Origin of the sequence: Pseudoalteromonas sp. CF6-2, from assembly GCF_021729425.1 — a bacterium.
Classification (GTDB): Bacteria; Pseudomonadota; Gammaproteobacteria; order Enterobacterales; family Alteromonadaceae; genus Pseudoalteromonas; species Pseudoalteromonas arabiensis.
The window spans coordinates 486,959-512,048 of record NZ_CP091442.1 but is presented as its reverse complement, the minus strand read 5'-3'; the positions used below and the strand labels follow the sequence as shown (position 1 = coordinate 512,048).

At 41.1% G+C, this 25,090-nt stretch carries 28 protein-coding genes and 1 tRNA gene; 12 read left to right on the top strand and 17 right to left on the bottom strand.

What is annotated here, in order from left to right:
• Positions 1–7 precede the first annotated feature (7 nt).
• The 3 genes from L3Q70_RS02455 to L3Q70_RS02445 are packed head-to-tail and all read left to right on the top strand — an operon-like array spanning position 8 to position 3,593.
• Positions 8–727 (top strand): ABC transporter ATP-binding protein, encoded by a 720-nt coding sequence (locus L3Q70_RS02455; RefSeq protein WP_062567380.1) that lies wholly within the window; start codon positions 8–10, stop codon positions 725–727.
• Positions 727–2,127, top strand: a complete 1,401-nt coding sequence (locus tag L3Q70_RS02450; RefSeq protein ID WP_237114801.1) for a DUF3526 domain-containing protein — start codon at positions 727–729, stop codon at positions 2,125–2,127. Before L3Q70_RS02455 ends, L3Q70_RS02450 begins: the two co-directional genes overlap by 1 nt.
• On the top strand, positions 2,124–3,593 hold the full coding sequence (locus L3Q70_RS02445; protein WP_193988308.1) for a DUF3526 domain-containing protein: 1,470 nt from the start codon (positions 2,124–2,126) through the stop codon (positions 3,591–3,593). The genes L3Q70_RS02450 and L3Q70_RS02445 overlap by 4 nt, the downstream gene beginning before the upstream one ends.
• Before the next feature lie 89 nt (positions 3,594–3,682).
• Here L3Q70_RS02445 and L3Q70_RS02440 read toward each other — a convergent pair whose 3' ends face one another.
• On the bottom strand, positions 3,683–4,540 hold the full coding sequence (locus L3Q70_RS02440) for a LysR family transcriptional regulator (RefSeq protein ID WP_062567377.1): 858 nt from the start codon (positions 4,538–4,540) through the stop codon (positions 3,683–3,685).
• 90 nt (positions 4,541–4,630) lie between these two features.
• Here L3Q70_RS02440 and L3Q70_RS02435 point away from each other — a divergent pair, with 90 nt between their 5' ends.
• Together L3Q70_RS02435 and L3Q70_RS02430 are read left to right on the top strand one after the other, a co-directional pair.
• On the top strand, positions 4,631–5,005 hold the full coding sequence (locus L3Q70_RS02435) for a DUF413 domain-containing protein (RefSeq protein ID WP_130151724.1): 375 nt from the start codon (positions 4,631–4,633) through the stop codon (positions 5,003–5,005).
• A gap of 78 nt (positions 5,006–5,083) precedes the next feature.
• Positions 5,084–6,319, top strand: a complete 1,236-nt coding sequence (locus tag L3Q70_RS02430) for a diguanylate cyclase (protein WP_237114800.1) — start codon at positions 5,084–5,086, stop codon at positions 6,317–6,319.
• A gap of 3 nt (positions 6,320–6,322) precedes the next feature.
• On the opposite strand, the gene rarD is transcribed toward L3Q70_RS02430, so the two are convergent.
• A complete protein-coding gene (rarD, locus tag L3Q70_RS02425) occupies positions 6,323–7,246 on the bottom strand; it encodes an EamA family transporter RarD (protein ID WP_062567374.1) in 924 nt (307 codons plus the stop codon).
• A gap of 254 nt (positions 7,247–7,500) precedes the next feature.
• Between rarD and recQ the strand changes: the two genes are divergently transcribed.
• From recQ to L3Q70_RS02405, 4 genes are all read left to right on the top strand, one after another.
• Positions 7,501–9,324 (top strand): DNA helicase RecQ, encoded by a 1,824-nt coding sequence (recQ, locus tag L3Q70_RS02420; protein ID WP_237114799.1) that lies wholly within the window; start codon positions 7,501–7,503, stop codon positions 9,322–9,324.
• Between the two features lie 7 nt (positions 9,325–9,331).
• Positions 9,332–9,628, top strand: coding sequence for a DUF3630 family protein (locus L3Q70_RS02415; protein WP_130151720.1), 297 nt, complete (start codon positions 9,332–9,334; stop codon positions 9,626–9,628).
• Between the two features lie 124 nt (positions 9,629–9,752).
• Entirely contained in the window at positions 9,753–11,411 is a 1,659-nt protein-coding gene (locus tag L3Q70_RS02410) for a BamA/TamA family outer membrane protein (protein ID WP_130151752.1), read from the top strand.
• 64 nt (positions 11,412–11,475) lie between these two features.
• Positions 11,476–12,036: a mechanosensitive ion channel domain-containing protein gene (locus L3Q70_RS02405; RefSeq protein WP_237114798.1), complete on the top strand. Its 561-nt coding sequence runs from the start codon at positions 11,476–11,478 to the stop codon at positions 12,034–12,036.
• 62 nt (positions 12,037–12,098) lie between these two features.
• On the opposite strand, the gene L3Q70_RS02400 is transcribed toward L3Q70_RS02405, so the two are convergent.
• The 7 genes from L3Q70_RS02400 to L3Q70_RS02370 all read right to left on the bottom strand — a co-directional run bounded on the left by L3Q70_RS02400 (position 12,099) and on the right by L3Q70_RS02370 (position 17,512).
• A complete protein-coding gene (locus L3Q70_RS02400; protein WP_237114797.1) occupies positions 12,099–12,689 on the bottom strand; it encodes a DUF1240 domain-containing protein in 591 nt (196 codons plus the stop codon).
• A 38-nt stretch (positions 12,690–12,727) separates the two neighbouring features.
• Positions 12,728–13,318 carry a DUF1240 domain-containing protein gene (locus tag L3Q70_RS02395; protein ID WP_237114796.1) on the bottom strand — a complete coding sequence of 197 codons (591 nt, stop codon included), beginning with the start codon at positions 13,316–13,318 and terminating at the stop codon, positions 12,728–12,730.
• Positions 13,319–13,354: 36 nt separating this feature from the next.
• Positions 13,355–13,945 carry a DUF1240 domain-containing protein gene (locus L3Q70_RS02390; RefSeq protein ID WP_237114795.1) on the bottom strand — a complete coding sequence of 197 codons (591 nt, stop codon included), beginning with the start codon at positions 13,943–13,945 and terminating at the stop codon, positions 13,355–13,357.
• 2 nt (positions 13,946–13,947) lie between these two features.
• A complete protein-coding gene (locus L3Q70_RS02385) occupies positions 13,948–14,784 on the bottom strand; it encodes a hypothetical protein (protein WP_237114794.1) in 837 nt (278 codons plus the stop codon).
• A gap of 250 nt (positions 14,785–15,034) precedes the next feature.
• On the bottom strand, positions 15,035–16,093 hold the full coding sequence (locus L3Q70_RS02380; RefSeq protein WP_062567364.1) for a succinylglutamate desuccinylase/aspartoacylase family protein: 1,059 nt from the start codon (positions 16,091–16,093) through the stop codon (positions 15,035–15,037).
• Between the two features lie 33 nt (positions 16,094–16,126).
• A complete protein-coding gene (gene rimK, locus L3Q70_RS02375) occupies positions 16,127–17,032 on the bottom strand; it encodes a 30S ribosomal protein S6--L-glutamate ligase (protein ID WP_062567363.1) in 906 nt (301 codons plus the stop codon).
• Between the two features lie 57 nt (positions 17,033–17,089).
• A complete protein-coding gene (locus L3Q70_RS02370; protein WP_062567362.1) occupies positions 17,090–17,512 on the bottom strand; it encodes an ATP-dependent zinc protease in 423 nt (140 codons plus the stop codon).
• A gap of 148 nt (positions 17,513–17,660) precedes the next feature.
• Between L3Q70_RS02370 and zntB the strand changes: the two genes are divergently transcribed.
• Positions 17,661–18,632 (top strand): zinc transporter ZntB, encoded by a 972-nt coding sequence (zntB, locus tag L3Q70_RS02365; protein WP_237114793.1) that lies wholly within the window; start codon positions 17,661–17,663, stop codon positions 18,630–18,632.
• 6 nt (positions 18,633–18,638) lie between these two features.
• On the opposite strand, the gene L3Q70_RS02360 is transcribed toward zntB, so the two are convergent.
• The 3 genes from L3Q70_RS02360 to L3Q70_RS02350 form a co-directional block, all read right to left on the bottom strand.
• Complete coding sequence (locus tag L3Q70_RS02360) at positions 18,639–18,860, bottom strand: Rho-binding antiterminator (protein WP_193988300.1); 222 nt, start codon at positions 18,858–18,860, stop codon at positions 18,639–18,641.
• A 169-nt stretch (positions 18,861–19,029) separates the two neighbouring features.
• The gene (locus L3Q70_RS02355; protein ID WP_193988299.1) at positions 19,030–19,689 is read right to left on the bottom strand and encodes a nickel uptake transporter family protein; all 660 of its coding nucleotides are present in this window, start codon (positions 19,687–19,689) and stop codon (positions 19,030–19,032) included.
• Between the two features lie 333 nt (positions 19,690–20,022).
• Positions 20,023–20,097: transfer RNA gene (locus L3Q70_RS02350), tRNA-Arg, on the bottom strand.
• A 219-nt stretch (positions 20,098–20,316) separates the two neighbouring features.
• On the opposite strand from L3Q70_RS02350, the gene L3Q70_RS02345 reads away from it, so the two are divergent.
• Entirely contained in the window at positions 20,317–20,499 is a 183-nt protein-coding gene (locus L3Q70_RS02345) for a hypothetical protein (RefSeq protein ID WP_062567358.1), read from the top strand.
• Here the strand turns inward: L3Q70_RS02345 and L3Q70_RS02340 are convergent.
• Genes L3Q70_RS02340 through L3Q70_RS02330 form a run of 3 tightly spaced genes read right to left on the bottom strand, consistent with a single transcriptional unit; the run spans position 20,496 to position 22,205 of the window.
• A complete protein-coding gene (locus tag L3Q70_RS02340) occupies positions 20,496–21,302 on the bottom strand; it encodes a phosphotransferase (RefSeq protein ID WP_237114792.1) in 807 nt (268 codons plus the stop codon). The two genes, L3Q70_RS02345 and L3Q70_RS02340, sit on opposite strands and share 4 nt — an antisense overlap.
• Positions 21,302–21,925 (bottom strand): nicotinamide riboside transporter PnuC, encoded by a 624-nt coding sequence (gene pnuC, locus L3Q70_RS02335; protein WP_062567356.1) that lies wholly within the window; start codon positions 21,923–21,925, stop codon positions 21,302–21,304. Before pnuC ends, L3Q70_RS02340 begins: the two co-directional genes overlap by 1 nt.
• 22 nt (positions 21,926–21,947) lie before the next feature.
• Positions 21,948–22,205 carry a YkoF family thiamine/hydroxymethylpyrimidine-binding protein gene (locus L3Q70_RS02330; protein WP_130151711.1) on the bottom strand — a complete coding sequence of 86 codons (258 nt, stop codon included), beginning with the start codon at positions 22,203–22,205 and terminating at the stop codon, positions 21,948–21,950.
• A gap of 115 nt (positions 22,206–22,320) precedes the next feature.
• On the opposite strand from L3Q70_RS02330, the gene L3Q70_RS02325 reads away from it, so the two are divergent.
• Positions 22,321–22,560 (top strand): DUF2960 domain-containing protein, encoded by a 240-nt coding sequence (locus L3Q70_RS02325; RefSeq protein ID WP_062567354.1) that lies wholly within the window; start codon positions 22,321–22,323, stop codon positions 22,558–22,560.
• A gap of 7 nt (positions 22,561–22,567) precedes the next feature.
• Here L3Q70_RS02325 and alr read toward each other — a convergent pair whose 3' ends face one another.
• Complete coding sequence (alr, locus tag L3Q70_RS02320) at positions 22,568–23,647, bottom strand: alanine racemase (protein ID WP_062567353.1); 1,080 nt, start codon at positions 23,645–23,647, stop codon at positions 22,568–22,570.
• A complete protein-coding gene (dnaB, locus tag L3Q70_RS02315) occupies positions 23,647–25,026 on the bottom strand; it encodes a replicative DNA helicase (protein WP_062567352.1) in 1,380 nt (459 codons plus the stop codon). Before dnaB ends, alr begins: the two co-directional genes overlap by 1 nt.
• Positions 25,027–25,090 lie beyond the last annotated feature (64 nt).

Sequence of the window (25,090 nt, the reverse complement as noted above, 5' to 3'; positions counted from 1 at the left end):
ATAAATCATGACCACACCCATTATTCAAATTAATAACTTACAAAAGCGCTTTGGCGAATATCAAGCCCTTCAAGGTTTAAGCTTGGCCGTACATCAAGGAGAGATTTTAGCGCTGCTTGGTCCTAACGGCGCAGGAAAAACAACCACCATTAATTGCCTGTTAGGTTTTTTACAACCTGATGCAGGAGAAATCACTATTGCAGGGGTAAACCCACAACTCGATGTTGTAACAGCGAGGCAGCATTTAGCGTATATTCCCGAGCAAGTGGCTCTCTATCCTCGTCTAACTGGACTTGAAAATCTCGCCTATTTCAGCAAAGTGGCGAGTATCGACAAAACCGATGACGAATTTCGTACCCTACTCGCAGAAGTAAAACTACCAAGCCATGCTGTAGATAAACCCGTTGCAACCTATTCAAAAGGAATGAGACAAAAAGTAGGCATTGCTATAGCGCTTGCAAAACAAGCTAAAGCATTGATTCTAGATGAACCGACTTCAGGCCTTGATCCATCAGCTAGCCATGAGTTTAGTCAACTCATACAATCGCTAGCGAAACAAGGTGTCGCAATTTTAATGGCGACCCACGACTTATACCGTGCTCAAGAGGATGCGCATCGTGTTGCAATTATTAATCAAGGGCAATTAGTCGACACGTTACTTTTCGAACAATTAAAAGAAGTCCAACTTGAATCTGTATACCTTAAGCATATCAAGGTGGGCGCCTAATGTTACAAAGTACTTTTAAAAAAGAATGGCTCGATACTAAGCGGCAAGGTCAAGCACTCTGGCTAAGTGGTATTGCTGTTTTGTTATTATTACTGGCCTGTGTGACTGGTTTTAAAAGCCATCAAAGCTATCAGCAAGCCGTAAACGAGGTATCTCAATCAGAGCAATTACGCTGGCTGAACCAAGGTGAAAAAGGCCCCCACTCTGCAGCTCATTACGGCATTTATGTCGTTAAGCCCACTACGCCGCTGGCAGCGCTCGATGATGGATTACAAGCCTACCAAGGAAATGTATTGAGGTTAGAGGCGCACATTCGTAACGATAGCTTATTTAGAAGCGCACAAGATAACGTGCCGTTGTCGCGCTTTGGGAGCTTATCACCCGCCTTTGTGTTGCAAGTGTTATTACCCTTATTGATCATTTTAATTGGCTACCCATTACTTGCACGGGAACGCGAGCAAGGCACTTTAAAACAACTACTTGCAGCAGGTGCAAGCCCAGCAAAGTTGTTTTTTGCTAAATGTGCTGTGCTTTTCACACTGTCATGCCTGTTCTTGCTACCCGTTGCACTTTTTTTACTTTATAGCCAAACTGCAAGTGAGGCGCCTTACACGCTAAGAAGCGCTCTATTTTTACTCTCTTATTTAATTTACCTATTACTTTGGGCATTAATCACTACGACACTCTCAAGCCTATTTCCTACGGCACGACGCGCATTAATTACATTACTTACTATATGGGCATTCGCAACATTATTACTCCCAAAACTTGCAATGAATCTTGCAACCACCTTGCATCCACAAGGCTCTGGTCAAGCGTTTCAAGCAAAACTTGAAAGTGAGGTTTATACCGATGCACGCCTCGATGCGATTGAAAAATTTAAGCAGCAAACACTCGCCCAGTATGGCGTCAGCCAAGTAGCAGACTTGCCCTTCGATTATGCCGGAGCACAACTCCAATTTGGTGAACAATACGCCGACAAAATCTTTGACCGCTTATTTAAAGCACGTTTAGAACAGCTTGAGGCACAGTCACAAAGCTACCAGTTGGCAGGATTGCTAACCCCCTTTATCGCAGTACAAACACTCTCGATGGCGACCGCAGCCACTGATTTTAGCCACCAGCAATCTTTTGAAAATGCAGCAGAGCAACATCGTCGTCTAATGCAAGAAGTCCTTAACTTTAATCAAAGAGATCATGGTCATAAGGCCCAGGGACATTACACCGCAGGAAAAGAGCTATGGCAGCAGATCCCTGAGTTTTCATACCAATATCCACGTTTTACTCACTACCTGCCTCACTACGCTATTAGCCTTATAAGCCTTGCCTTTTGGCTGATTGTACTGGTGCTACTTAGTTTATTTGCAATTAAAAAGCTACGTTTAGAGGAACAAAGATGAAGCGCCTAATATTAGCCACTGAGCTTAAAAACCTATGGCGAGAGAAACTCGTACTCACACTTTTTCTTACCACCAGCGTGCTTGCACTCGTGGCATTCTTTAACGCCCATTATTTTGCCAATAAGCAGCGCGACGTAGTACTTGCTGCTCAACAAATGCAGCAACAAACAATTCAAAATGCTAAAGCAGGATTACCCGAAAGGCTCGCGAGTACCGAAAATCATAAATGGTGGGAAGACCCGTACGACCTGCGCGGACAAGCTTTTTACTTGATGCAAAATTACGCTACCAAAACGCCGCTCGCAACAGCTCCTATCGCAACGGGACAAGCGGATGTATTACCGTATTATTTTAAAATGCTGATTAAAGAAAAGCAGCATATTGTTCATCAATATGATTATGTCCACCCGCTTTCACTGTTACTTGGTCAGTTCGACTTAAGCTTTGTGGTGATCTATTTACTGCCATTGCTCATTATTAGCATTTGTTTTAATGCCTTAGCGAGTGAACGCCAAGGCGGACAGTTAAGGCTACTAATGCTTCAAGGTGGCAGTGCCACGCATCTACTCACCTACCAATTATTACTACGAAGTGCGTTGATTGTAATGCCATTTCTACTCATAAGTAGCCTGCTTTTGGTTATCATAAGAGACCAGATGGGTGTTACTGAACTACTTAGCTATAACCTCATTGTACTGTGTTATTCTGGATTTTGGATTGCTTTAACAGCTTGGGTTAATAGCCGGGCCAAAAGTGCCGCAAACAATGCTGCGACTCTCGTTACCTGTTGGCTTGCCTTGGTGATTGTTGTTCCTGCTTTGGTCAATACAAGCATTGCTTTACTCGACCCAACGCCTTCACGTATTCACTATATAGATAGTCTTCGAGCAGCCAGCGATGACGCTCAAAAAGCGAGTGAAAAAACCTTAGCGCAGTATTTTCAAGACCATCCAGAGCTTGCAAAAAATGGCAGTGGCGCCAGTGATTATGCCACCAAAAAAATTGCGACAATAAACTCTGTTGAACACGCAATGGAAGTTCAAGATGCACGCTTTTTAAACGCGCAGCAAGCACAACAACAAAGCGCTCAAAAACTACAGTATCTTTCCCCTGCGCTCATTGTCCAAACACTATTGGTTGATTTAGCTGGAAACGGTTTAACGCGTCATCACGCTTTTATGAGCGAAGTTGAAGCTCATCATCAAGCACTACAACGTTTCTTTGCCAACGAGATTGCCAAAGCTAATCAAAGAGGAGACTTTGCACCGTGTGATGGTTGTAGCGCAAAGCCAACACTCACGAATCTTGCGGATATTCCTCAATTTAGCAGCGAACTTGCTACACCGGTGTACAGCTACACGCCATTAATCTGGTTGCTGCTACTAGCCGTTAGCCTTCTCCTCATAGCAAAACGTCGCGTTAACAAACTAGACAGTGCGAATAACAAAGAGGTGTTAGTAGTATGAATTATCTATTTTTTAGATGACGAAGGGATTTGTATAGCCAGTTACCAAGTAGTAGCTGGCTATAAGAACACTTTTATATTCAACAGGAACTACTTATAACTTATTTTTAGCTCCATCAAGAGGTTGACCAATTTTTCCAGTAGTGGGGTTTGTTCATTGTCTCTATGATATGCAACAAACACATCACGGGACGTGTGGGCCACATCTTCAACATGATAAAGCTCACCCGCCTTTAATTGCTCCTCAACCAGTAGTTGAGGAATAAATGCACTGCCGCCGCACTTTAAAATTAAATCGAGTGCTATACGGCCTGTACTGGTTCTAAAATACGGAGGTGCGTGGCCATTAAACTCACGTGCATGCCACAACGAAAAGGACGTTCCCCAATCAACATACACATACTGATTATCGAAAAAATTTTCACTATTTGCAGCTTCAAAAGCACTAACAGGAATGATTGGTAGTTCACATATTCGCTTAACAACAAGTTCATCCACCTTCGGAGGATCGAACAGCACAGCAAGATCTAATGTACGCTCTAGTAATAAACGAGTGCTTTCTTGCTGAGCCTTAACTTCAGCCACAAGTGACACGCCAGGCATCGCAGAGACTATATTAGTAATGCCGAACTGCAAAAATGCATCCCAAACATTTGGGGTGCCTGCTAGGCTAATCTGCTTGTGCATATTATCTGCCAGTGCGACATCGACTTTTGCCCTTTGCATGCCCGTTATGATCATTTGTGCATGAGGCAGTAACCGCTCGCCTGGCGCTGTTAACTGAATATTATTACGCTGACGAATAAATAAATTAACACCTAAACCTTGCTCTAATTGTCGGATCCGAAAACTCACCGCAGACTGCGTAATATACAAATTCTCAGCTGCTTTACCGAAATGGCGCGTGCGCACCACTTCAACAAAAGTCTTCAATAAATCGATATCCATTTTTTACCCTTACGATAAAAATAACTTGTTTAATAAAATCGACAACTTGATCCATACTCCTGCAAGAAATTAGGGCATGAGGATAAAGCCATGAGCATTGACATTTCATCACTTCGTCAGGCATTTGCAAGCCAACGTCAATTTTATGATGATCAAAATTTCCCACGCGGTTTTGGTCGTAGTGGCCACTTCACTTTGCTAGAAGCCGACATTCTCGAACAGCATGGTGTTATATTAAAGGGTTTATACAACAAAACCCTAGAACCACAAAATGAATTTCAAACTCAATTTGTGCAAGTTGTGACAGGTAATTTAGAAGCCACCAACCCGATTGAACGCGCTTGGATAAAATACCTTAAACAGACAACCTGCAAAACTAAGTTTCACACTTTATTTGGTCGTTCTCGAATTGCAAGTCCAACATCGCAAAGTGTTGAATACTATTCTGAGTCAGACAGCCTATAACGATTTGCTTTTTTAGCCTTTTAGGGTTAAAACTTGTAATAACTTTTGTTTCGCCAATAAGTTATTACAAGGCAAACCGTGACTCGAAGACTATTAATAATTGAAGATACGCCAACCATTGCGCGAGTGCAAAAACATATCGCGCAAAAAGTTGGCTATGAAGCAGATCTCGCAGTTTCACTCGCCGAAGCAAAAGAGCTCATTAGCCAGCACAGTTACTTTTGCGCCGTTGTTGATTTTATTCTGCCTGATGCGCCAACCGGTGAAGCTGTACCTTGTACCATTGCAGCTGACATTCCTACCATTGTAATGACGGGTAACCTTGATGAAACCACACGCAATATTGTTGAAAAACACCCTATTATTGATTACATCACCAAAGAAAATAAACAAGCTTATCAATACCTAGAAAAGCAACTTACTCGCCTCCCTCGTAATGAGCAAATACAAGTACTCGTAGTTGACGATTCAGCATCCACTCGCCATTATATTTGCAGCCTGCTCACACGACATAAATACCAAGTATTAGAGGCTGAAGATGGTGTGCAAGCATTAAAAGTGCTCGCTGAGAACCCAACCATTTCGGTTATTATTACCGACAACGAAATGCCGAATATGAACGGTGATGAGCTCTGTGTCGAGATTCGCCGTTTATACTCAAACGATGAAAAAGCAATTATTGGTATATCAGCACTTGATACATTACATCTTTCAACGCGCTTTTTAAAATCAGGTGCAGATGACTACCTGCGTAAACCATTTAATAGCGAAGAATTTTATTGTCGGCTTAGCCAGAACGTCGACATGCTTGAGAATATTAAAACGATTCGTTTACAAGCAAACACTGACTATCTTACAAAACTCCCTAACCGTCGCTACTTTTTTAGTGAAGCAAATGGCCACTTAAAAGCCGCTAAACTTGCCAACAATCAAGTCTCTTTAGGAATGATCGATGTAGATCACTTTAAAGCAATTAACGATAAATACGGCCACGATGCAGGAGACGACGTTTTAAAAGGGCTAGCGCAATGTATGCAAACCTACTTCAAAGATAACCTTGTAGGTCGTTTTGGTGGTGAAGAGTTTGCGGTGTACTTTGCTGATCAAGACGCTGAAAAAGCATACCAACGATTAGAAAAATTTCGTCTCTTTGTGCAAAAGCACAGTACTGAATTTAGTAAAGATAAGGTAGCCTTCACCTTATCGATAGGCTTTCATTGTGGGCCTGTTTATAACCTTGATGAACTTATAAAACAGGCCGACTTAAAACTTTATCAAGCCAAAGAAAGTGGCCGTAACAAACTCATTAGTTAAGCTTTATACTGGCTTAGTTACGGCGGCTAGCTGCGCTTTTCGCTGCTTACGGCTTTGGCGATAAGAGTCCCAACTAAATAATGCCAACGCACTCCAAATACACGCAAAGGTAACCACGCGCTCAGCATCAAATACTTCACCATAAAACGCCACAGCAAGCATAAACATTAAACTTGGACCTATATACTGAAAAAAACCTAAGGTACTGTATTGCAAGCGCTTAGCTGCACCTGTAAAACATAAAAGAGGTAGGGTTGTCACGACACCAGCACTGATCAGCAATAAGTTAACATGCCAATTATTAGCCGTAAAATCTGAACTTGTAGTCGGCACCATTAACCACCAGTAAATCAATGCAACAGGCAGTAAAATTAGCGCTTCGAGCAACAAACCTGGTAATGACTCAATAGGCAGCTTTTTACGTAATAAACCATAAATAGCAAACGAGCCCGCCAATGAAAACGCAACCACAGGGAAAGAGCCAAAACTTACTAACTGTAACAGTACCCCGCACAAGGCTAAACCTACCGCAACACCTTGCCACTTACGTAAACGCTCACCTAAAAACAGCATCCCCAGTAATACATTTAAAAGCGGATTTATGTAATAACCTAAGCTTGCATCCAGCATGTGGTTATTATTCACAGCCCAAATAAACAACCCCCAATTAAAGCCCAACAAGGTAGCGGTAACCACCAGCATAAACAGCAACTTAGGCTGACTTAAAGCGACTCGAACTCGCTGCCACTGATGACGAACGGCAATAATAAGAAGTAAAAATAACACCGACCAAATAACACGGTGCATCAATATTTCAAAAGCAGAAATATCTTGTAGAAGCTTAAAATAAATGGGTGCTAAGCCCCACATAAAAAAGGCTAAACATGCGAAAATGACCCCTTTTCGCTGTTCGGTATTGGTAGGCATAAGTTAGGCTTTATTGATTAAAAACACTATTTTACGCCCCCTTTCTAACTGCGCAACTAAAACGGGTTAAATAAACCCTTTGGGCGCTCCACAGGCACTTACCCTCATCGTTGTTACTTCTTAAAAGGGTACTGCCATTGTTGCAAAGTAACGCCTTGATATTAAGCTACTGTGAAACGCTGAATTCTGCATATTGAGGTCGTTTGGGTATATTGCTAAAGACATCGCTATAAAAAACCACTAAAATGCTCGCGATGAATACCAATACCGCAACAACCAACACACCCATTCGCTCACCACAAGCCGTACTCAAACAAGTGTTTGGTTACAGTGAGTTTCGTGATGGCCAACACGCTATTATAGCCGCCGCGCTAGACGGACAAGATTCGCTCGTGCTGCTTCCTACTGGCGGTGGTAAGTCATTGTGCTATCAAGTACCTGCTTTGATCCTTGATGGCGTCACAGTGGTCATTTCGCCACTAATTTCCCTCATGCAAGATCAGGTTGCACAACTTCGTGCCCTTGGTGTTCAAGCCGCTTATATTAACAACAGCTTGCCATTTGAAGAGCAACAAGCGGTGTATCAGCAACTGCATTATGGCCAAATTAAGCTTTTATATGTTGCACCAGAAAAAGTCTTACAGCATGATTTTTTAGAGCGTTTGAGCCATCTTAAGCTAGCCTTATTTGCGATTGATGAAGCCCATTGTGTATCGCATTGGGGGCACGATTTTAGGCCACATTACTGTAGGCTCAATGAATTAAAACAGCGCTTTATGCATGTCCCCATGATTGCATTAACTGCCACAGCAGACAAAGCAACTCGCTACGATATTATTGAACAGCTCCAGCTTAATCACCCATACGTGCACACAGGCAGCTTTGACAGACCCAATATTCGTTACACCATTGAAGAAAAGTTCAAACCGATGGTGCAACTACTTCGTTACTTAAAAGAACAACAAAATCAAAGCGGTATAATTTACTGTACTAGCCGAAAACGTGTCGATGATGTGGCTGAAAAGCTCGCTGACGCAGGATTTAATGCCGCAGCTTATCATGCAGGTATGAGTAACGAGCAACGCCAGTTTGTACAATCAGGCTTTGCTCGTGACGATATTCAAATTGTGGTCGCCACCGTTGCGTTTGGAATGGGCATCAACAAACCAAACGTGCGATTTGTGGTGCATTACGATATTCCAAAAAGCATTGAAGCCTATTACCAAGAAACAGGCCGTGCTGGTCGTGATGGTCTTGCCGCAGAAGCGATTATGTATTTTGATCCGGCTGATATCGGCCGCGTACGCCGCTTTTTTGAAGATATTGAGGACGAGCAACGTCGTCGTGTGGAAGAGCAGCGCTTTAACGCTATGGCCAGCTTTGCCGAAGCACAAACCTGCCGCAGACAAATCTTGCTCAATTATTTTAGTGAATACAAACGTGAAACGTGTGGCAACTGCGATATCTGTCTAAATCCACCAAAAAGCTTTGACGGTACACTGGTTGCGCAACAAGCATTATCCTGTGTTTATCGTGCTGAGCAACGCTTTGGTATTGGTTATATTGTAGAGCTGTTGCGCGGCGCTAACACGAGTCGTATCCGTGATAATAATCACCACCAGCTGAGCACCTATGGCATAGGTAAAGATCACAGTGTGGAGTTTTGGCTGAGCATTTTAAGGCAGCTTATTCATCAGGGTTTATTGAGCCAAGACATCACGCAAGGCTCTTCGCTTCGTTTAACCGAAGCTGCACGCGCAGTGCTTAAAAGTGAATATGCCCTACAACTGGCAGAACCCCGCCTTCAAGCGAAACACGTATACCAAGATAAACTTGCTCAATTCAATTACGATAAAAAGCTGTTTGCGCGGCTGCGTGCTCTACGTAAGGAGCTTGCAGATGCGGACGATGTGCCGCCTTATGTGGTGTTCAATGATAAAACCCTTGCTGAAATGGCGCAGCTTATGCCAACCAATGACAGTGAGTTCTTGAAAGTATCGGGTGTTGGTTTTACAAAGCTTAACAAGTATGGGGCACCGTTTTTAAATACCATTCGCGATTATCTCGCAGCCAACTAGGGTAAGTATGACTGAACTTCTATACGATGCTGAACATCAAGTTATTATCATCACGCCAAGCGAACATCCCACCGATGAAGACTTTGCGCTATGGGCTACACTTTTTTTGCACGCTCCAGCTATTCAAACTGCTGACTTTGATGCCGGAGCGGACCGACATAGAGTAAGGTTTCACTTTACAGATCATAGTTTTAATCTAAACTTTGAACATTACAGTGAAAGTATTTGGATTAACGCCGAAGGCGTTGAAGCAGCAGCCTTATTAGCTGACCTTTATCAGTATTTAGTTATGCAGTTACAATAATAAGCTAGACTTTTTTCTGCGCTTAGTATGTAGTATCTGTATAAGGCATAAACAACTAAGGGTGTAAATGGGATTTAAGCAGTCGCACTTTGTTGCTCAGTTAACGACATTACTGACAGTAAGCATGGCAGCAAGTGCATATGCGCAGCAGCTACCTAGTGATGATAACAATTATTGTCAAAACCAACGTACGCTTAAATCACAAGATAATAACCTACGTCGCCAACTTGATACCGACAACCCACTTCCTGAAGCCGCCGAAAATCGCAAAATTGTTGCTGTCGAGCTTGAGCAACTTAATGTCTTCAACACTGAACTTGAAGAAGAAGATAACTTTTTATTTCGCTTTGCAAACCGCGCGCACATGACAACGGAGCCTGAGGTTATTCATAGCGTTTTACTGTTCAGTGAAGGCGATACTTATAACCCTCGTAAGCTACTAGAATCAGAGCGGCTCCTACGTAAGCAAGGCTACCTATATGACGCACGCATTCACGCTAACCTTGATTGCGATGGTAATGTTCGTGTGAAGGTCGTGACGCGTGATTTATGGACTTTACTTCCTGAAATAAGCTTTAGCCGCAGTGGCGGTGAAAACGAATCGAGTATTGGTTTTCGTGAATCTAACTTTTTAGGATGGGGTAAACGGGTTTCTTTCTCGCGCACGCGTGATGCTGATCGTACCGGTTATCTATTCGTATATGATGATCCTAATATTCTATCTAGCCGTTATCGAGGGCGTATTGAATACTCAGACAACGATGATGGTAAACGCCACTACATAGATTTAAGTTATCCCTTTTTCTCAATAGATACCCCTTACAGCTATGGCTTTACGAGTTACTCTGACCAGCGTCGTGAGTCGCTATATTACCGCGGTGATGTTGTTAGCGAATTTGAACAAAAAACGATTTTAAATAGGGCCTACTTTGGCCACTCACGTCATTTTGCAAATAATTGGACTCAGCGCCTTAGCATCGGGTTTGAAAACCGAGAAGATACCTTTGCAGCCATTCCTGAAACACATTTACCGATCGCCAATGATCGTAACGTAAGTTACCCCTACATTCGTGGCCAGTGGTTTGAAGACCATTTTGTTAAAGTGAGAAATTTTGACAGCATCTACCGCACCGAGGATCTTAATTTAGGCTGGAATATTAGCGCCTTACTGGGTTATTCAAGTAAAGATATAAGTGATGATGCCAGCCGCACCATTTACTCGCTCTCCTTATCAAAAGCACATTACACTGGTGATAATCAACTATGGCGCTTCAAAGCAGACATTGATGGCTATTGGAATGAAGAGCAAGACGATGTTGAAAACTTAATAACCAGTTCACAAGTTCAGTACTACTTAAACACCAGCATACAACAAACTTGGTATGCAAAAGTGCGTCTGCAATATGCAAAAAACCTGACCGCAGACAAGCAACTAACCTTAGGGGGAGAAAATGGTTTACGCGGTTACCCTTTAGATTACCAAGTAGGTGATCGCAGCTTTCTAGTAACATTAGAAAAACGCTATTATTGGGAATATGACTTACTACAATTATTTAAAGTAGGCGGTGCAGCCTTTTACGATATAGGCCGTGCTTGGTATAACGATAAAGACAATGGCTCCAACGGCAACGTATTACAAAACGTCGGGGTTGGGCTTCGCTTAGCCCCAAGTCGCGCAAATGCAGGCACGGTTATTCACCTCGATATTGCTGCGCCAATTAACAAACAAGATGATGATATTGACTCTGTGCAGTGGCTCGTCACCGTTAAAAATACTTTTTAAAGTACTGTTTTTCACAGCCTAAAACGATAAAATTAGTGCGTAAATCTTTAACTTAGGAACCCGTTTGGACTTCGTCGAATTTTTTAATGAGCAATACCATTTAATCGTCACAATCATCGCGATTTTGCTTTACCCGTTGCTTCGTAAAACCACGAAAAAGCTGTTGCTTAAAGCAATCAAAGGAAAGGCCGATCCTCATCGTGAATACCGCGCAGAGCTGTTACTAAATATTATTTTAGCCATTGTCATGCTGTGTTTAGTATTAGTTTTTTGGGGGATCGAGCTGCGTGGTTTGTTAGTGCTTGGCTCCTCAATTTTTGCCATGCTCGGCGTTGCACTGTTTGCTGCATGGTCACTTCTTAGTAACTTAACAGCCTTCTTACTCATGTTCATTCAAAACGACTGCCGTGTTGGCTATTGGGTAAGAGTGATTGATGGCGCAAACTTTCTTGAAGGTCGCATTACTGAAATGGGATTAATGAATGTTGTGCTTGAACACGTTGACGGACATAAAGTTATTTACCCTAATAACATCTTTGTTACCCGCCCTGTGATGGTGCTCAACAAAGCCCCTGCCCCAACGAAAACAGCATCGACAAAACGTATTCTAGGCCCCAAAAAATAAAGCCGCATCTGCGGCTTTGAATCACACTAAAACTGTCTAATTTAAAACAGCCACGATTTAACTTAGCGACCTTGCTCTTTATTTGTTTTAGCAATAAAGGCTTTTAGTTCATCAAGTTGAGGTTCAATACCTTGCTCATTATGCCACTCAAACCACTCTTCAACATCAGGTACAACGTAATGATGAACTTTCAAACAAAGTTCACTATTTTTTAGCCATACATCGGGGGAGCGTGTCGGAGAAAATTTATACCACGAACAGTAAGTGTAGCCATGGTTTTTTAAGTTTGCTTCAATATAGAAACTCAACACAATCGACGAAATAAAGTATAAAACTATGCCAGCTAATGTTGACTTTATCATCAGCAAAAATGTTTTTTCATTTTTATAATTAAAGATCTTCTGAACACCTGCAATTATCATAAAAAGCGGGAGCGGCAATATGAAAAAGCCAGGAGCTTGTAACCCTACTTCACTTATATAGTAATGATCTTTATCAAAAAAAACATGCTCATTGAATCCTTTATATGACGCATACGTGATTAATACAGCAATAAAGCTTAAGAAAACTATTGTTATGAATATTAAAAACTTAGCTTTAACTTCAAGAGCTGAAAATTTTTCACCTGATTTCTCCCACTTTAAAAATGGCATGAAGTTCCTTTTCTGATATCTAATAACATTCGTTTATTTTAGCGACCTTGCTCTTTATTTGTTTTAGCAATAAAGGCTTTTAGTTCATCAAGTTGAGGTTCAATACCTTGTTCATTATGCCACTCAAACCACTCTTCAACATCTAACACAACATAATGATGAACCTTCAAACAAAGTTCACTATTTTTTAGCCATACATCAGGGGAGCGTGTCGGGGAAAATTTATACCACGAACAGTAAGTGTAACCATGGTTTTTTAAGTTTGCTTCGATATAAAAGCTACAAATAATTGAAAAAACCACATACAAGGGAACACCATAAAGCAATGACTTTATTAGATGTTTAGCTGTTTTATTATTTTCTTTTCCTAGCAACTTTTGAACACCGCCTATAATAGCAATAATAGGAAATGGTACTAAAAAAATAGCTGGAGCTAGGTAACCAACCTCACTAATGTAATATAGCTCATCATTAATAATTAAATGATTTTTCACACCTACGTAAGTACCATACATGTATCCATAAGCTAAAAGCAGCAATAATATAAATGTCAGACATATAATCACTTTTTTATTGAGTTCAAAATCTGAAAAATTTCCTTCAGATTCTTTACCCCTAAAAAACAGCATGAAGTTCCTTTTTAGATAGAATTATGTTCTTATATTTTAACGACCTTGCTCTTTACGCGCTTTAGTAATGAATACTTTAAGTTCATCAAGTTGAGGTTCAATACCTTTATTGTCATGATATTCAAACCATTTCTCAACGTCTAAAGCAACAATTGCACCCTCTTTCAAACAAAAACGGCTATCTTTTAACCACACATCAGGTGAGCGCGTCGGGGAAAATTTATACCAAGAGCAGTAAGTATAACCATGCTTTTTTAAGTTTGCTTCTATGTAAAAACTACAAACAAATATAGAAACAAAAAACAAGGCTATACCAATAGTTGAAGTTTTTATCATAAATTTAAATGTTTGATCGATTTTATAATTAAAAACTTTCTGAATAATTGCGAAAACCATAAAAAATGGAAAAGGTAAAAAGAATATCGCAGGTGCTAGCAGGCCAGTCTCGCTAATATAAAAACGTCTTGAGTCCAGAAGTAAATGCTTAAAAACACCTATGTATGATAAATACAATAAAGTGGCTGTAAATATTGAAAAGAGTAAGAAACTAAACAAATGTAAAAACTTAGCTTTTAAAGTAAGTTCTTGAAACTTTTCATCTGATTTTTCCCACTTTAAAATTAGCATTCTCATCCTCTATCCAAATTAATATCTATAAAAGGTACACCGAATAACTGATGTAAATATTTAAATAAGTTATTGTTATTATTGCGATCAAAATTGACCTTTTGAGGATTAATTTTAATTAAACCTGCAATTACCTTTTCTTCCATGTCTCTCAAGCTAAGAGTTAAAATATTTACTAATGGATCTATTTCACTTTTAAAAGCAATTGACAAAAGAGTAGCCCCACCCCCAACGATTACTACCACTATTAAAGGTGCCGCAGTGACCCCTGCAACAACAGCCCCTAATGTTTGCAATCCCATCAATGCTAACCCAGTAACAGCTATAGTTGCCGCAACAATTGCCATATCGACAGCAACACCGGCAACAAAATCATGCCATGTTTTTTCGTCCCTAAGAACCTGATCTAAGGCATGAAAAGTAACTGATATAATCAAAGTAACAATAAACCCGCCCTTCATAGACTTTGCCGCTTCTAACTTACCCACACCAACTGTAAATAACTTTGGATTACTTGCTAAGTATCGGGTCCCTGTTAAGTGTTCACGAATACGTGGGTATGAGTCTATAATTATGGCTGGCGAGCCGTTATACACTTTGACTTTAACATTTCCCTGCTGTTTAAGTGCTGCAGCTAGGACAGTAAGCGATCTTACATCATCAAACAAAGGATATAAGCCTACACCGAACTTTAAATCACCTTTAATTCTTTCCCATTTATTAGATACAGAGTTATATTCTTTTAACTGCGCATCAATCCAATCAACAGCTTGTGCACGAGAATACCCCTGTTTCATTTTTACAGAAATAATGTAATCAACAAACTCCGCTGAGTTCATGATTAACATTGTATGATTATTACTGGCGAGTATGTTTTGAATTTGTTGTTAGCGCTGCCTTTGAGCAATTGCGCGACGAGCATGTGCAGACATCGTAATTTCCTTATAAATTGACTAATTCCATTCGTCTCTATTTTAAACACTAAAGAAGTTAATTCAATGCCTGATTAATCAGAAATGCCTGTAATTAACGCTTATCTCAAATAATAAAAGCCGCAAATGCGGCTTTAAAGAAAAAGATTAACAGCTATTAGTTATTGAGTTCAGCCGTTTTTAGCTCATCTTCAATATCGCTTATTTCATCAATAAAGGTTTCGAGCTGTTGCTCTACAAGGCTATTCGCATGGGCAAAGTAGGCTAAATGAAACACTGCATCCCCTTCGTTTACAAGTGGCATCGTTTGCTGGCCAATAACAATACCACTGCGGGGTGCCAGTAGCTCAAGCTCAGCATCACCTAATGGACTACTTATATAAGCGAGCACTTGCCCTTTCATCACTCGCTCACCAAGGGATACTTGCGCACGGACAATACCATCCACTTCGGCACGTATCCAGCTCGTCGAGCTTGCAATCACTGGCTCAGGAAGCTTTTTAGCACGCTTGCCACGCACCATTTTTAAATGGCGCATAACATAATCAACCCCTTGCACGCCTGCGGCAATAGCAATTGGGTCAAAGCGCAGTGCCTCTCCCGCTTCATAAGTGATAACAGGAATGCCTAAATTGGCCGCTTCACTACGCAATGAGCCATTACGCAATGAGGCGTCAATCACTGCCGGCGTACCAAATGCTTTAGCCATAGCTGCAGTCTCGGGGTCACTTAAGTTGGCTCTGATCTGTGGCAAGTTAGTACGATGGATTGCGCCAGTATGTAAATCAATAATATGCGTACAATGCACGGCTACTTGAGTAAAAAACGCATTCGCCATACGCCCTGCTAACGAGCCTCGTGTTGAACCAGGAAAACTACGGTTCATATCACGGCGGTCAGGTAAATAACGCGACTTATGGATAAAGCCAAATACATTCACAATCGGTACAGCAATAATGGTTCCACGCAATTGCTCAGGGTCGATTTTAGCAAGTAACTGTCTTACAACTTCAACCCCGTTTAACTCGTCACCATGAATTGCAGCACACACCATTAGCACAGGCCCTTGCTGCACTCCATTTACAACTTCAATCGGAATATTCAACGGTGAGTGGGTATAAAGCTTTGCAGCCTCAATCGAAAACGCTTTGCGCTCTCCAACCCCAACAGTATCACCCAAAATTGAAAACGGTGTATTTTTCTTAACCTTTGCCACGCACTGTTCCTTTTAATAGAGCGCTTATATTACTTAACCTTTACCACGCGTTGCTGTTCTTTTTGATGCCGCTGTTTTTTCAATAAACTCGACAATCATGCCAGCAATGTCTTTACCGGTTGCAACTTCAATGCCTTCAAGGCCTGGTGACGAGTTTACTTCCATCACCAATGGACCACGTGCAGAGCGAAGTAAATCAACCCCCGCTACATTCAAGCCCATTGCTTTAGCTGCTGCAACGGCTGTTTTTCTTTCTTCTGGGGTAATACGCACTAATGTCGCGCTACCACCACGGTGTAAGTTAGAACGAAATTCACCTTCTTGCGCCTGACGTTTCATTGCCGCAATTACTTTATCGCCTAATACAAAACAGCGAATGTCCGCACCGCCCGCTTCTTTGATGTACTCTTGCACCATGATATTGGCTTTTAAACCCATAAACGCTTCGATTACACTTTCTGCCGCTTTACGTGTTTCAGCTAATACCACGCCGATACCTTGCGTACCTTCAAGTAATTTAATTACGACAGGCGTGCCACCTACCATGCTTAGTAAGTCTTTTACATCATCAGGTTTACTCGCAAACCCTGTTACTGGCATGCCTACGCCTTTACGTGACAATAGTTGTAATGAACGTAACTTATCTCGCGAGCGAGTGATTGCGACTGATTCATTCACAGGGAATACACCCATCATTTCAAATTGGCGTAATACTGCACAGCCATAAAAAGTCACTGATGAACCAATGCGCGGTACAATTGCATCAAAATCTTTTAAATTTTCACCGCGGTAATGTATTTCAGGTTGCTCTGAATTGATGTTCATATAACAACGTAGTGCATCAATCACTTTTACTTCATGACCACGCTGCTCAGCAGCTTCAATCAAGCGACGTGTTGAATATAAATTTTGGTTGCGTGATAAAATACCAAGTTTCATAGTTAAAAACCTTAACTGATAAACTCATACACGTAAAAACGTGTGATAAGTCCTTTTCTATAATAAATGAGATAAAGCCGGATCAACGACTATGCGGTTTTCCATTGCTGTACGCCCTAACAACATTCTAAACTTCATTGTTGAACGGTTACTTAAAGTCACCCTTACAGGCCAGCTTTGGTTTCCTGCGACTAATTTTGTTTCGATAAAGTAGCGAAGTTCGCGCTGACCACTTGAGCTGGTCACATACTTGCGCTCAACAACTTTTGCGCGGCACTCTACTATCGTTTCTTCATCGTCTTGTAAAGGGTGGGTTGAAAATTTCACCCAGTTCTCACCATTTTCTGAAAACTCTTCAACATCAAAAGCATGAATACACGAAGTACGCGCACCAGTGTCCACTTTCGCTTTGATCTTATCAATTCCCAGTTCAGGTAAGCTCAACCATTCGCGCCAGCCAACAATAATTTTTGCAGTCATTAATGTGCCCTCTATAAAAAAGTGTCTTATACGCTACAGAGCTAGAAACACCAACGAAATATATTTATCCCCTCGATAAATCGATTTAATTGACGTAGGCTAAACTATAATCAACTATATCGCACCATTTGTAAAACGAGAGTTCAATATGATCAATGGGTTACTTCATGTCTTAATTTTAGACGAGCAAGGCGGTGCACGTGCTATTGACAATAGTACTGAGCTGCAAAATTGGCAACCCGAACACGGAAAACTTTGGGTTCATATGGATTATAGTCAGCCTGAAGCGATTCAGTGGCTTGAAAGCAGTAATCTATTAACCGACTACGAATTAGCATCATTAACAGCAGATGAGACACGCCCGCGCCTGACTAAAGTAACCAATGGCACTATGCTGTTTTTGCGTGGCGTCAATCTAAACCCTGCACAGAGCCCTGAAGACATGGTGTCTTTACGTTTATTTATTAATGAAAACATCATAGTGACAACTCGCAAACGTCGTTTGCTCTCTGTACAAGATGTTGTTGCGTCATTTAATGATAGTAACGGCCCCTGTTCAATCTCTGAATTAGTGTGTGATTTGGCACAAAATTTAACATCACGCATGCAAGGTGTAATTGACAGCCTTGATGACACGTTAGATATTTTTGAAGATGAAATTGACGAACCAAATAAAGGCTTTGATAACCAAGCGTTAGCGCAAATGCGTCGCCAAACCATTGCTCTAAAACGTTATTTAAGGCCACAAAAAGAAGCGCTTATTACTTTATTAAACAATAAGTACAAGTGGTTAAATGAAGATGATAAAGCACGTTTGAACGAAACAACCAACATGGTAATTCGCTTTTTAGAAGAGCTAGACAGCTCAATTGAACGCGCGCAAATCATTCAACAAACCATTGCTAACCAAGTGTCTGAGCAACTTAATCAACGTATGTATGTGATGTCGGTTGTCGCGGCACTTTTCTTGCCACTGGGCTTTTTAACAGGCTTATTAGGTGTGAATGTTGGCGGTATACCAGGTACTGAGAACCCCTATGCATTCAGCGTATTTTTAATATTTTTAGTCGTGCTTACTGTCGGTATTGGCATTTACTTTAAAAATAAAAAATGGCTCTAACTGGTGTTAAACAACAATTGCTGAAGTAATCAAATCAAGGCGAACGTTATGTTCGCCTTTTGCTGTTGTAATAATTAAGTGTTCACCATCTGGGTGTATTATTTTCAAATTTACTGCTTTGCCCTGAAGCTGCTCACCAGAATGTAATGTGATCAACAACTCAGCGTTTTGCATACACCAAAGCTCATATTGATCGTAGTCAGCACAGGGGATTGGACTATAAGTCATATTTTTATCTTTAAAAGAACACGAGTTCAACTAGTGTAGAAAATAATAACAGTATCAGCAAACCGCGTTCTCACTCACAAGCTAGCCTGCTATTTGACTTAGGTAGCCAAATTTAAAGAGCTGATTCGTAATGAAAACGCTAGTTTAAAATACGTATCACCTATTAAAGTTAATCAACTCGAAAACTAATCGTTACAATATTATACGTGCTATCAACCTGATTACCGGCAACAACAGCCTTTCCTTCAACAGGGTAATCACTGGAAATAATGTAGGTTCCTTTCTCTTTATTGGTAACAGTTAATTGCCCTTTTTTATCGGTTGTTATTTTTAATTGCTGACTAGGTGTTTGCACTAATACAGCATGATCAACAACAGGGTTATTTTTATAAACAAGTGTGAAGGTGTTCCCATTTGCTTTGCTTGGCACGAACTCGAGCTCTTGTTTAGCTTTGGTATCTTGACGGCCAGCCTTAGCAAAAAGCTTAGCCGCTTGGAGCTTATCCGCCTCTTGTTCTGAGGTTTTTTCCATTTGCCAAGGCTCCCATAAATCATCTATGAAAGCTCTTACATCACCTTGCTCTTTTACCTCAGCTAACCAATAGTTTTGGTGTTGAGTAAGCGCTAAAGTCGACTGACTATCATTAACAAATACCTGTGCATTTTTCAGCCCTGCAATACTATCGCCAGATTCAGGTTCACCAGGCTCTCCTAAATACAGTTTTATCTCATCGCCTTTTGCAGACTTTACCAACCAAACTTCATGTGCATTTGCAAAACTACTGCCGATAAGTGCAGCAATAAAAAGTAAATTCTTTAAGCTGTTCATTAAGTTTCCTTTTAAGCTTTAATGATGTGTCTATCAACATAAAACGCAGTTTGAAACCAAAAGTACAAGAGAAACCAAGTACACTTGCGTATAGCCATGCCGAAACAACCTTAACAATAATGATTATCAATTAAATTTGCAATTAAAAAGGAAATATAAAGTATTTTAAGTAACGGACTTAAACGCAGGAACATAAAATACAAACAAATTTAATGAATTACTTATAGGGGATGATGTTTGAACAGGCTTACTTAAATATGCAGCTTTACTATCATAAGCAAGCAGTTTGATAGTGTAATGATAAGTTTAAAAGGAAATAAATAGCAGAGCAAATGGCGCTCTCGGCAGGGATCGAACCTGCAACTTAGCCTCCGGAGGGCCACGTGATATCCATTTCACCACGAGAGCACATTTGTCGTCATCAATACTGACTCGCGATATCAGCATGACAACTCGGCAATGATAATGGCATCTTGCCTTAAATGCTAGCATCTAAAGCCCTATATGCTTATAAATTCAGCAAATTGCATTAAAACACTTCACATTCGGGCAGAACCACGGTATTAACGTATACTTAATAAATTAAATAACAAATGGCACTCATTGCCGTGTAAGGGGAATTTGAATATGAGTTTAATGTCTACAGAGCAAGTTGCAGAATTTTTAGGTGTAAAAGTCGAACGTGTTAAACGACTTGCTCGCGAGCATTTATTAATCTCGAAATCACAAGATGACAAAGGTGAGCCTTTATTTGAACCAGAAGATGTAAAAAAATATAAAGAACTTGCCGAGCGAATTGGCGGCCTTTAATTTTTTACTTCCTCAATAAAGTGGTTAAGCTGTGTAAGCAGTGGCGCCACTTTATCCATTGCACCGCGTTGTTCATACCAGCAAATGCACAATAGTAAAAATACAGCATGAAACGCAGCGAGCTTTTCGAGCGATAAATTGAATTCACGGTGTTCACACACACGTGATTGATAGTTTTTAAGCAACTGCAGTTGCTGCGACTCATTGAGTCCAAAACTCACCACCAGCGCAGCCAAGTCAAAATAAACATCATTACTTTTGGCATATTCAAAGTCGATTAAAAACATGCCCGATTCGTTCACTATGATATTTTCTTTTACCAAATCGTTATGGCAAAAGCCCATATCTTTTGGCGCAGCAGCAATGTACGCGAGCGATTGCTCAATTAAACTCGCATGCTGCTGATACCGTGCTGTTTGCCGGTAATAGTTAATTTCATTGGCAATATCCATGGGCTCGGTTAACACTGGGTAGCGATGCAAATTAACTAAATCAGGTAATAAACTGCTACAAAACTCACCACTTGCTATGCTACCCGCCACGTAGTCAAAAATGGCAGTATCAGTTGCCTGCTCTAACCAAAGGGGTGCTGGGCAGCAACTTTGCTTAGCAAAGTGCGCTTGCGCAGCTAGCCCTATCGCCGGCCAGTGATCACGATAATGCTTAACCAAGAAAGCCTTGGTTGATGTTTTTACTAGGTAGTTATCATTGCTTAATCCCTCAACCAACGGGCTAATTGAGGTAATCGTTAAGCTAGAGTTAAAGCGCGTAAATAGCGCATGAATTTGTTGCTCTGTTTTCATTATAGCTGTGCAAGTGGCTTAGCTTGATGTTGCTCGTATTCTTCATACCAAGTTTTAAAGCCCCACGCCGCCATAACCGTATAAAAAACAAATAAAACGAGTGTTGGGTAATACCCTTTCTCAAAGTACAGGTACATTGATGCAGCATCAATCACAATCCAGTATAACCAATTTTCGAGCACCTTTTTAGCAACTAAATAAGTCGTAACGACAGCAAAACAGGTTGTAAAACTATCAAGGTAGGCAAAATCTGCATGGGTATAATTAGCCATTACAAAGCCAATAATCACTGAAATTAATGAGGTTAAAAGCAAGATAACAGCATGTCTTTTTAACGACCATGAAATAATCGGTAGATGATCTTTATTATTCATGCCCCGACGCCAGACCACCCATCCATATACCGCCATATACATGTAATAAAAATTAAGTAGCGACTCCATCAAAAGTGCGCCATTCCAGTACATTACGGTATAAATAAAGGTACTTATAAAAGCGGCTGGCCAGCACCATAGACTTTCTTTAATCGCAAGTAGTAAATACGCCATTGACAGTGCAACTGCAATATATTCCCAAAGAGACATCGCAGTAAATCCTGCAAACGTGTCTGTCAAAAAATCCATGCTTTACTGTAACCTTGTGGTATTAATCGTCGCTAGGCGATAAATCGCCATGTAAAAACTTACACACAAAAATCGCTTTACCAAACTCTTCATAAGAACGTTTGATTTCAGTATTCAATACAGACATGACTAAATCATAATCACCGAAAATCTGAGTTGATAAGGTATTGGTGATTACTTTAAGCCCTTCATAACTGTTTACACGGTCAATAAAACCTTTGATAAATGGAATGTAGTCTTGATGTAGTGGGTACTTACTGATCTCTACTGAAAGTTTCATTATGATTTACCGAGTCTTTGAAAAGTATGGCATTGTAACCCGCTTATACTAACAAGTCATGGCTATGGTTATTTTTTAGTGTAAAATCAGCCCCGATAAACTTTGAGGATTCATTATGGCACGCCGCATCACTTACAAATTTAAAAACCAACCTCGCGAAATCAATTTTGCTAAGGATAAATACCGCGATATGTACCATGCGATTGCAGCGGCTGAAGGTATTGATTTAACAAATTATTTAAAAATGGAGCAGCAAGTCGAAATGACTTCAAAAGGCTCATCAGCAGTGCGTAACTTTCGTGACCAAGAATTTGCACGAATGGGATTTAGCGACGTGTATTTCATTAAAGAGTAACTATAAGTTACTCTTGATACTCGTAGCTTACGCGTGGGGTGATATTACACAGTAACTCATAAGGAATGGTTGTCGCGCATTGGGCTATTTCTTCAACAGGAAGCTCAGGCCCCCACATGATCACTTCATCACCCACTTTGATATTGTCGTGGTTATCACCAATATCAACCGTGATCATATCCATCGCCACACTGCCAACAATGCCATAGCGCTGTGACTTAATAACGACCGGTGTGCCCTGCTCTGCGTGACGTGGATAACCATCACCATACCCCATCGCGACCACAGCAAGCTTAGTTGGTTTATCGCTGTGCCAACGACCGCCATAACCAACACACTGATTCGCGTCAACATCACGAATCGCAATAACACGGGTTTTTAAACGCATCACAGGCTCTAAGCCATGTTGTTGGCCAATACTATTTAGCATAGGCGACACCCCATACAGCATCAGCCCTGGTCGAACCCAATCACCATGCCCATTAGGCCATGCGATAATGCCTGCGGAGTTTGCCAAGCAATGACGCTGACCTTTTCCTGCAACCAAGCCATCAAACAAAGCAATCTGCTGCGCAGTTTTATCATCGTTAATATCATCAGCACATGAAAAATGAGTCATCAACTTAATGTTATTGTGTGCATTTTTACTGGCTTTTAGGCGGCTATAAAACCCTTCAAACTGTGACGGTGAAATACCTAAACGATGCATGCCAGTATTCACTTTTAACCAACATGCAATAGGCGCATCTAACTGTGCTTCTTCAAGCACTTTTAGCTGATTTTCATCATGAATAATGGTTTGAAAGTTATTCGCCAAAAGAATGGGTAAATCATCTTTATGAAAAAAGCCTTCAAGCAACACTATAGGTTTTGTCAATCCACCGGCACGAAGCGCTAGCGCTTCGTCAATACGTGCAACCGCAAATGCATCCGCATCATTTAAGTATTGGGCAATTTTAACTAAGCCATGACCATAAGCATTCGCTTTTAATACTGCCATTACTTTGCAATCAGGTGCAAAGCGCTTCACCTGTGCTAAATTGTGGGCAAGCGCTTTTAGGTTAATTTCAGCAATGGCTAAACGCATTAATATTCATCATCCATTGCAGGACCCGCGTAGTTATCAAAACGCGAGAATTGACCTTGGAAGGTTAAACGTACTTTACCAATTGGACCATTACGTTGTTTACCTATGATAATTTCGGCCACGCCTTTTTCTGTACTGTCTTCGTTATATACTTCATCACGATAAATAAACATGATTAAGTCGGCATCCTGCTCGATTGAGCCTGATTCACGTAAGTCGGAGTTGATTGGGCGTTTATCAGCACGTTGCTCTAGGGTACGGTTAAGCTGCGATAGTGCAATAACCGGACATTGCAGTTCTTTTGCCAGTGCTTTTAGTGAACGTGAGATTTCAGCAATCTCTAAGGTACGGTTATCCGACAAGCTTGGCACACGCATTAGCTGCAAGTAATCGACCATGATCATACTAATACCGCCATGGTCGCGAGCAATACGGCGCGCACGCGAGCGCACATCCGTTGGTGTTAGACCCGATGCATCATCAACATACATCTTACCTTTTTCCATCAACAAGCCCATGGTTGACGACAGGCGCGCCCAATCGTCATCATCTAGCTGACCCGTACGAACCTTAGTTTGGTTAATTCGACCTAGCGATGCCAACATCCTCATCATGATTTGCTCCGACGGCATCTCTAGTGAGTAAATAAGTACAGGCTTATCTTGTGTCATGGCAGCGTGTTCGGCTAAGTTCATCGCAAAGGTGGTTTTACCCATCGATGGACGTGCTGCCACGATAATAAGATCTGAAGGCTGCATACCCGCCGTCATTTTATCTAGATCGGCATACCCCGTACTAACACCCGTTACACCATCTTGCGGCGACTGGTAAAGCTCTTCAATCTTATCAACTGTTTTTTCTAGAATGCTGTGTAAGCTTTGTGGACCTTCAGTGCTTTTTGTACGCTGCTCGGCAATTTTGAATACTTTACTTTCAGCGAAGTCGAGTAGGTCATGGCTGGTACGCCCTTCTGGGCTAAAACCGGCTTCGGCAATTTCGTTTGCAACACCAATCATTTCACGGATAACAGCACGCTCACGCACGATATTCGCGTAGGCATCAATGTTTGCCGCACTTGGTGTGTTCTTCGCAATTTCAGCAAGGTAGGCGAAACCACCTATACTGCTTAACTGATTGTTTTTTTCTAAATTTTCAGAAATAGTGATTAAGTCAATCGGATCACCACCTTCAGCAAGGCTCACCATAGCTTCAAAAATCAGCTTATGGGTGCGGGTATAAAAATCCTGTGCAACCACTAACTCAGCAACACGGTCAAACGCTTGATTATCAAGCATTAAACCACCTAAAACAGATTGCTCAGCTTCTATTGAATGGGGAGGGACTTTTAAGGTATCGACTTGCTTATCTGGTTTGGCCATAACATCACAAAACTAAAATTGAATGGCTCTATTCTATCGACTTGCAAAGGCTGTGCAAATAGTA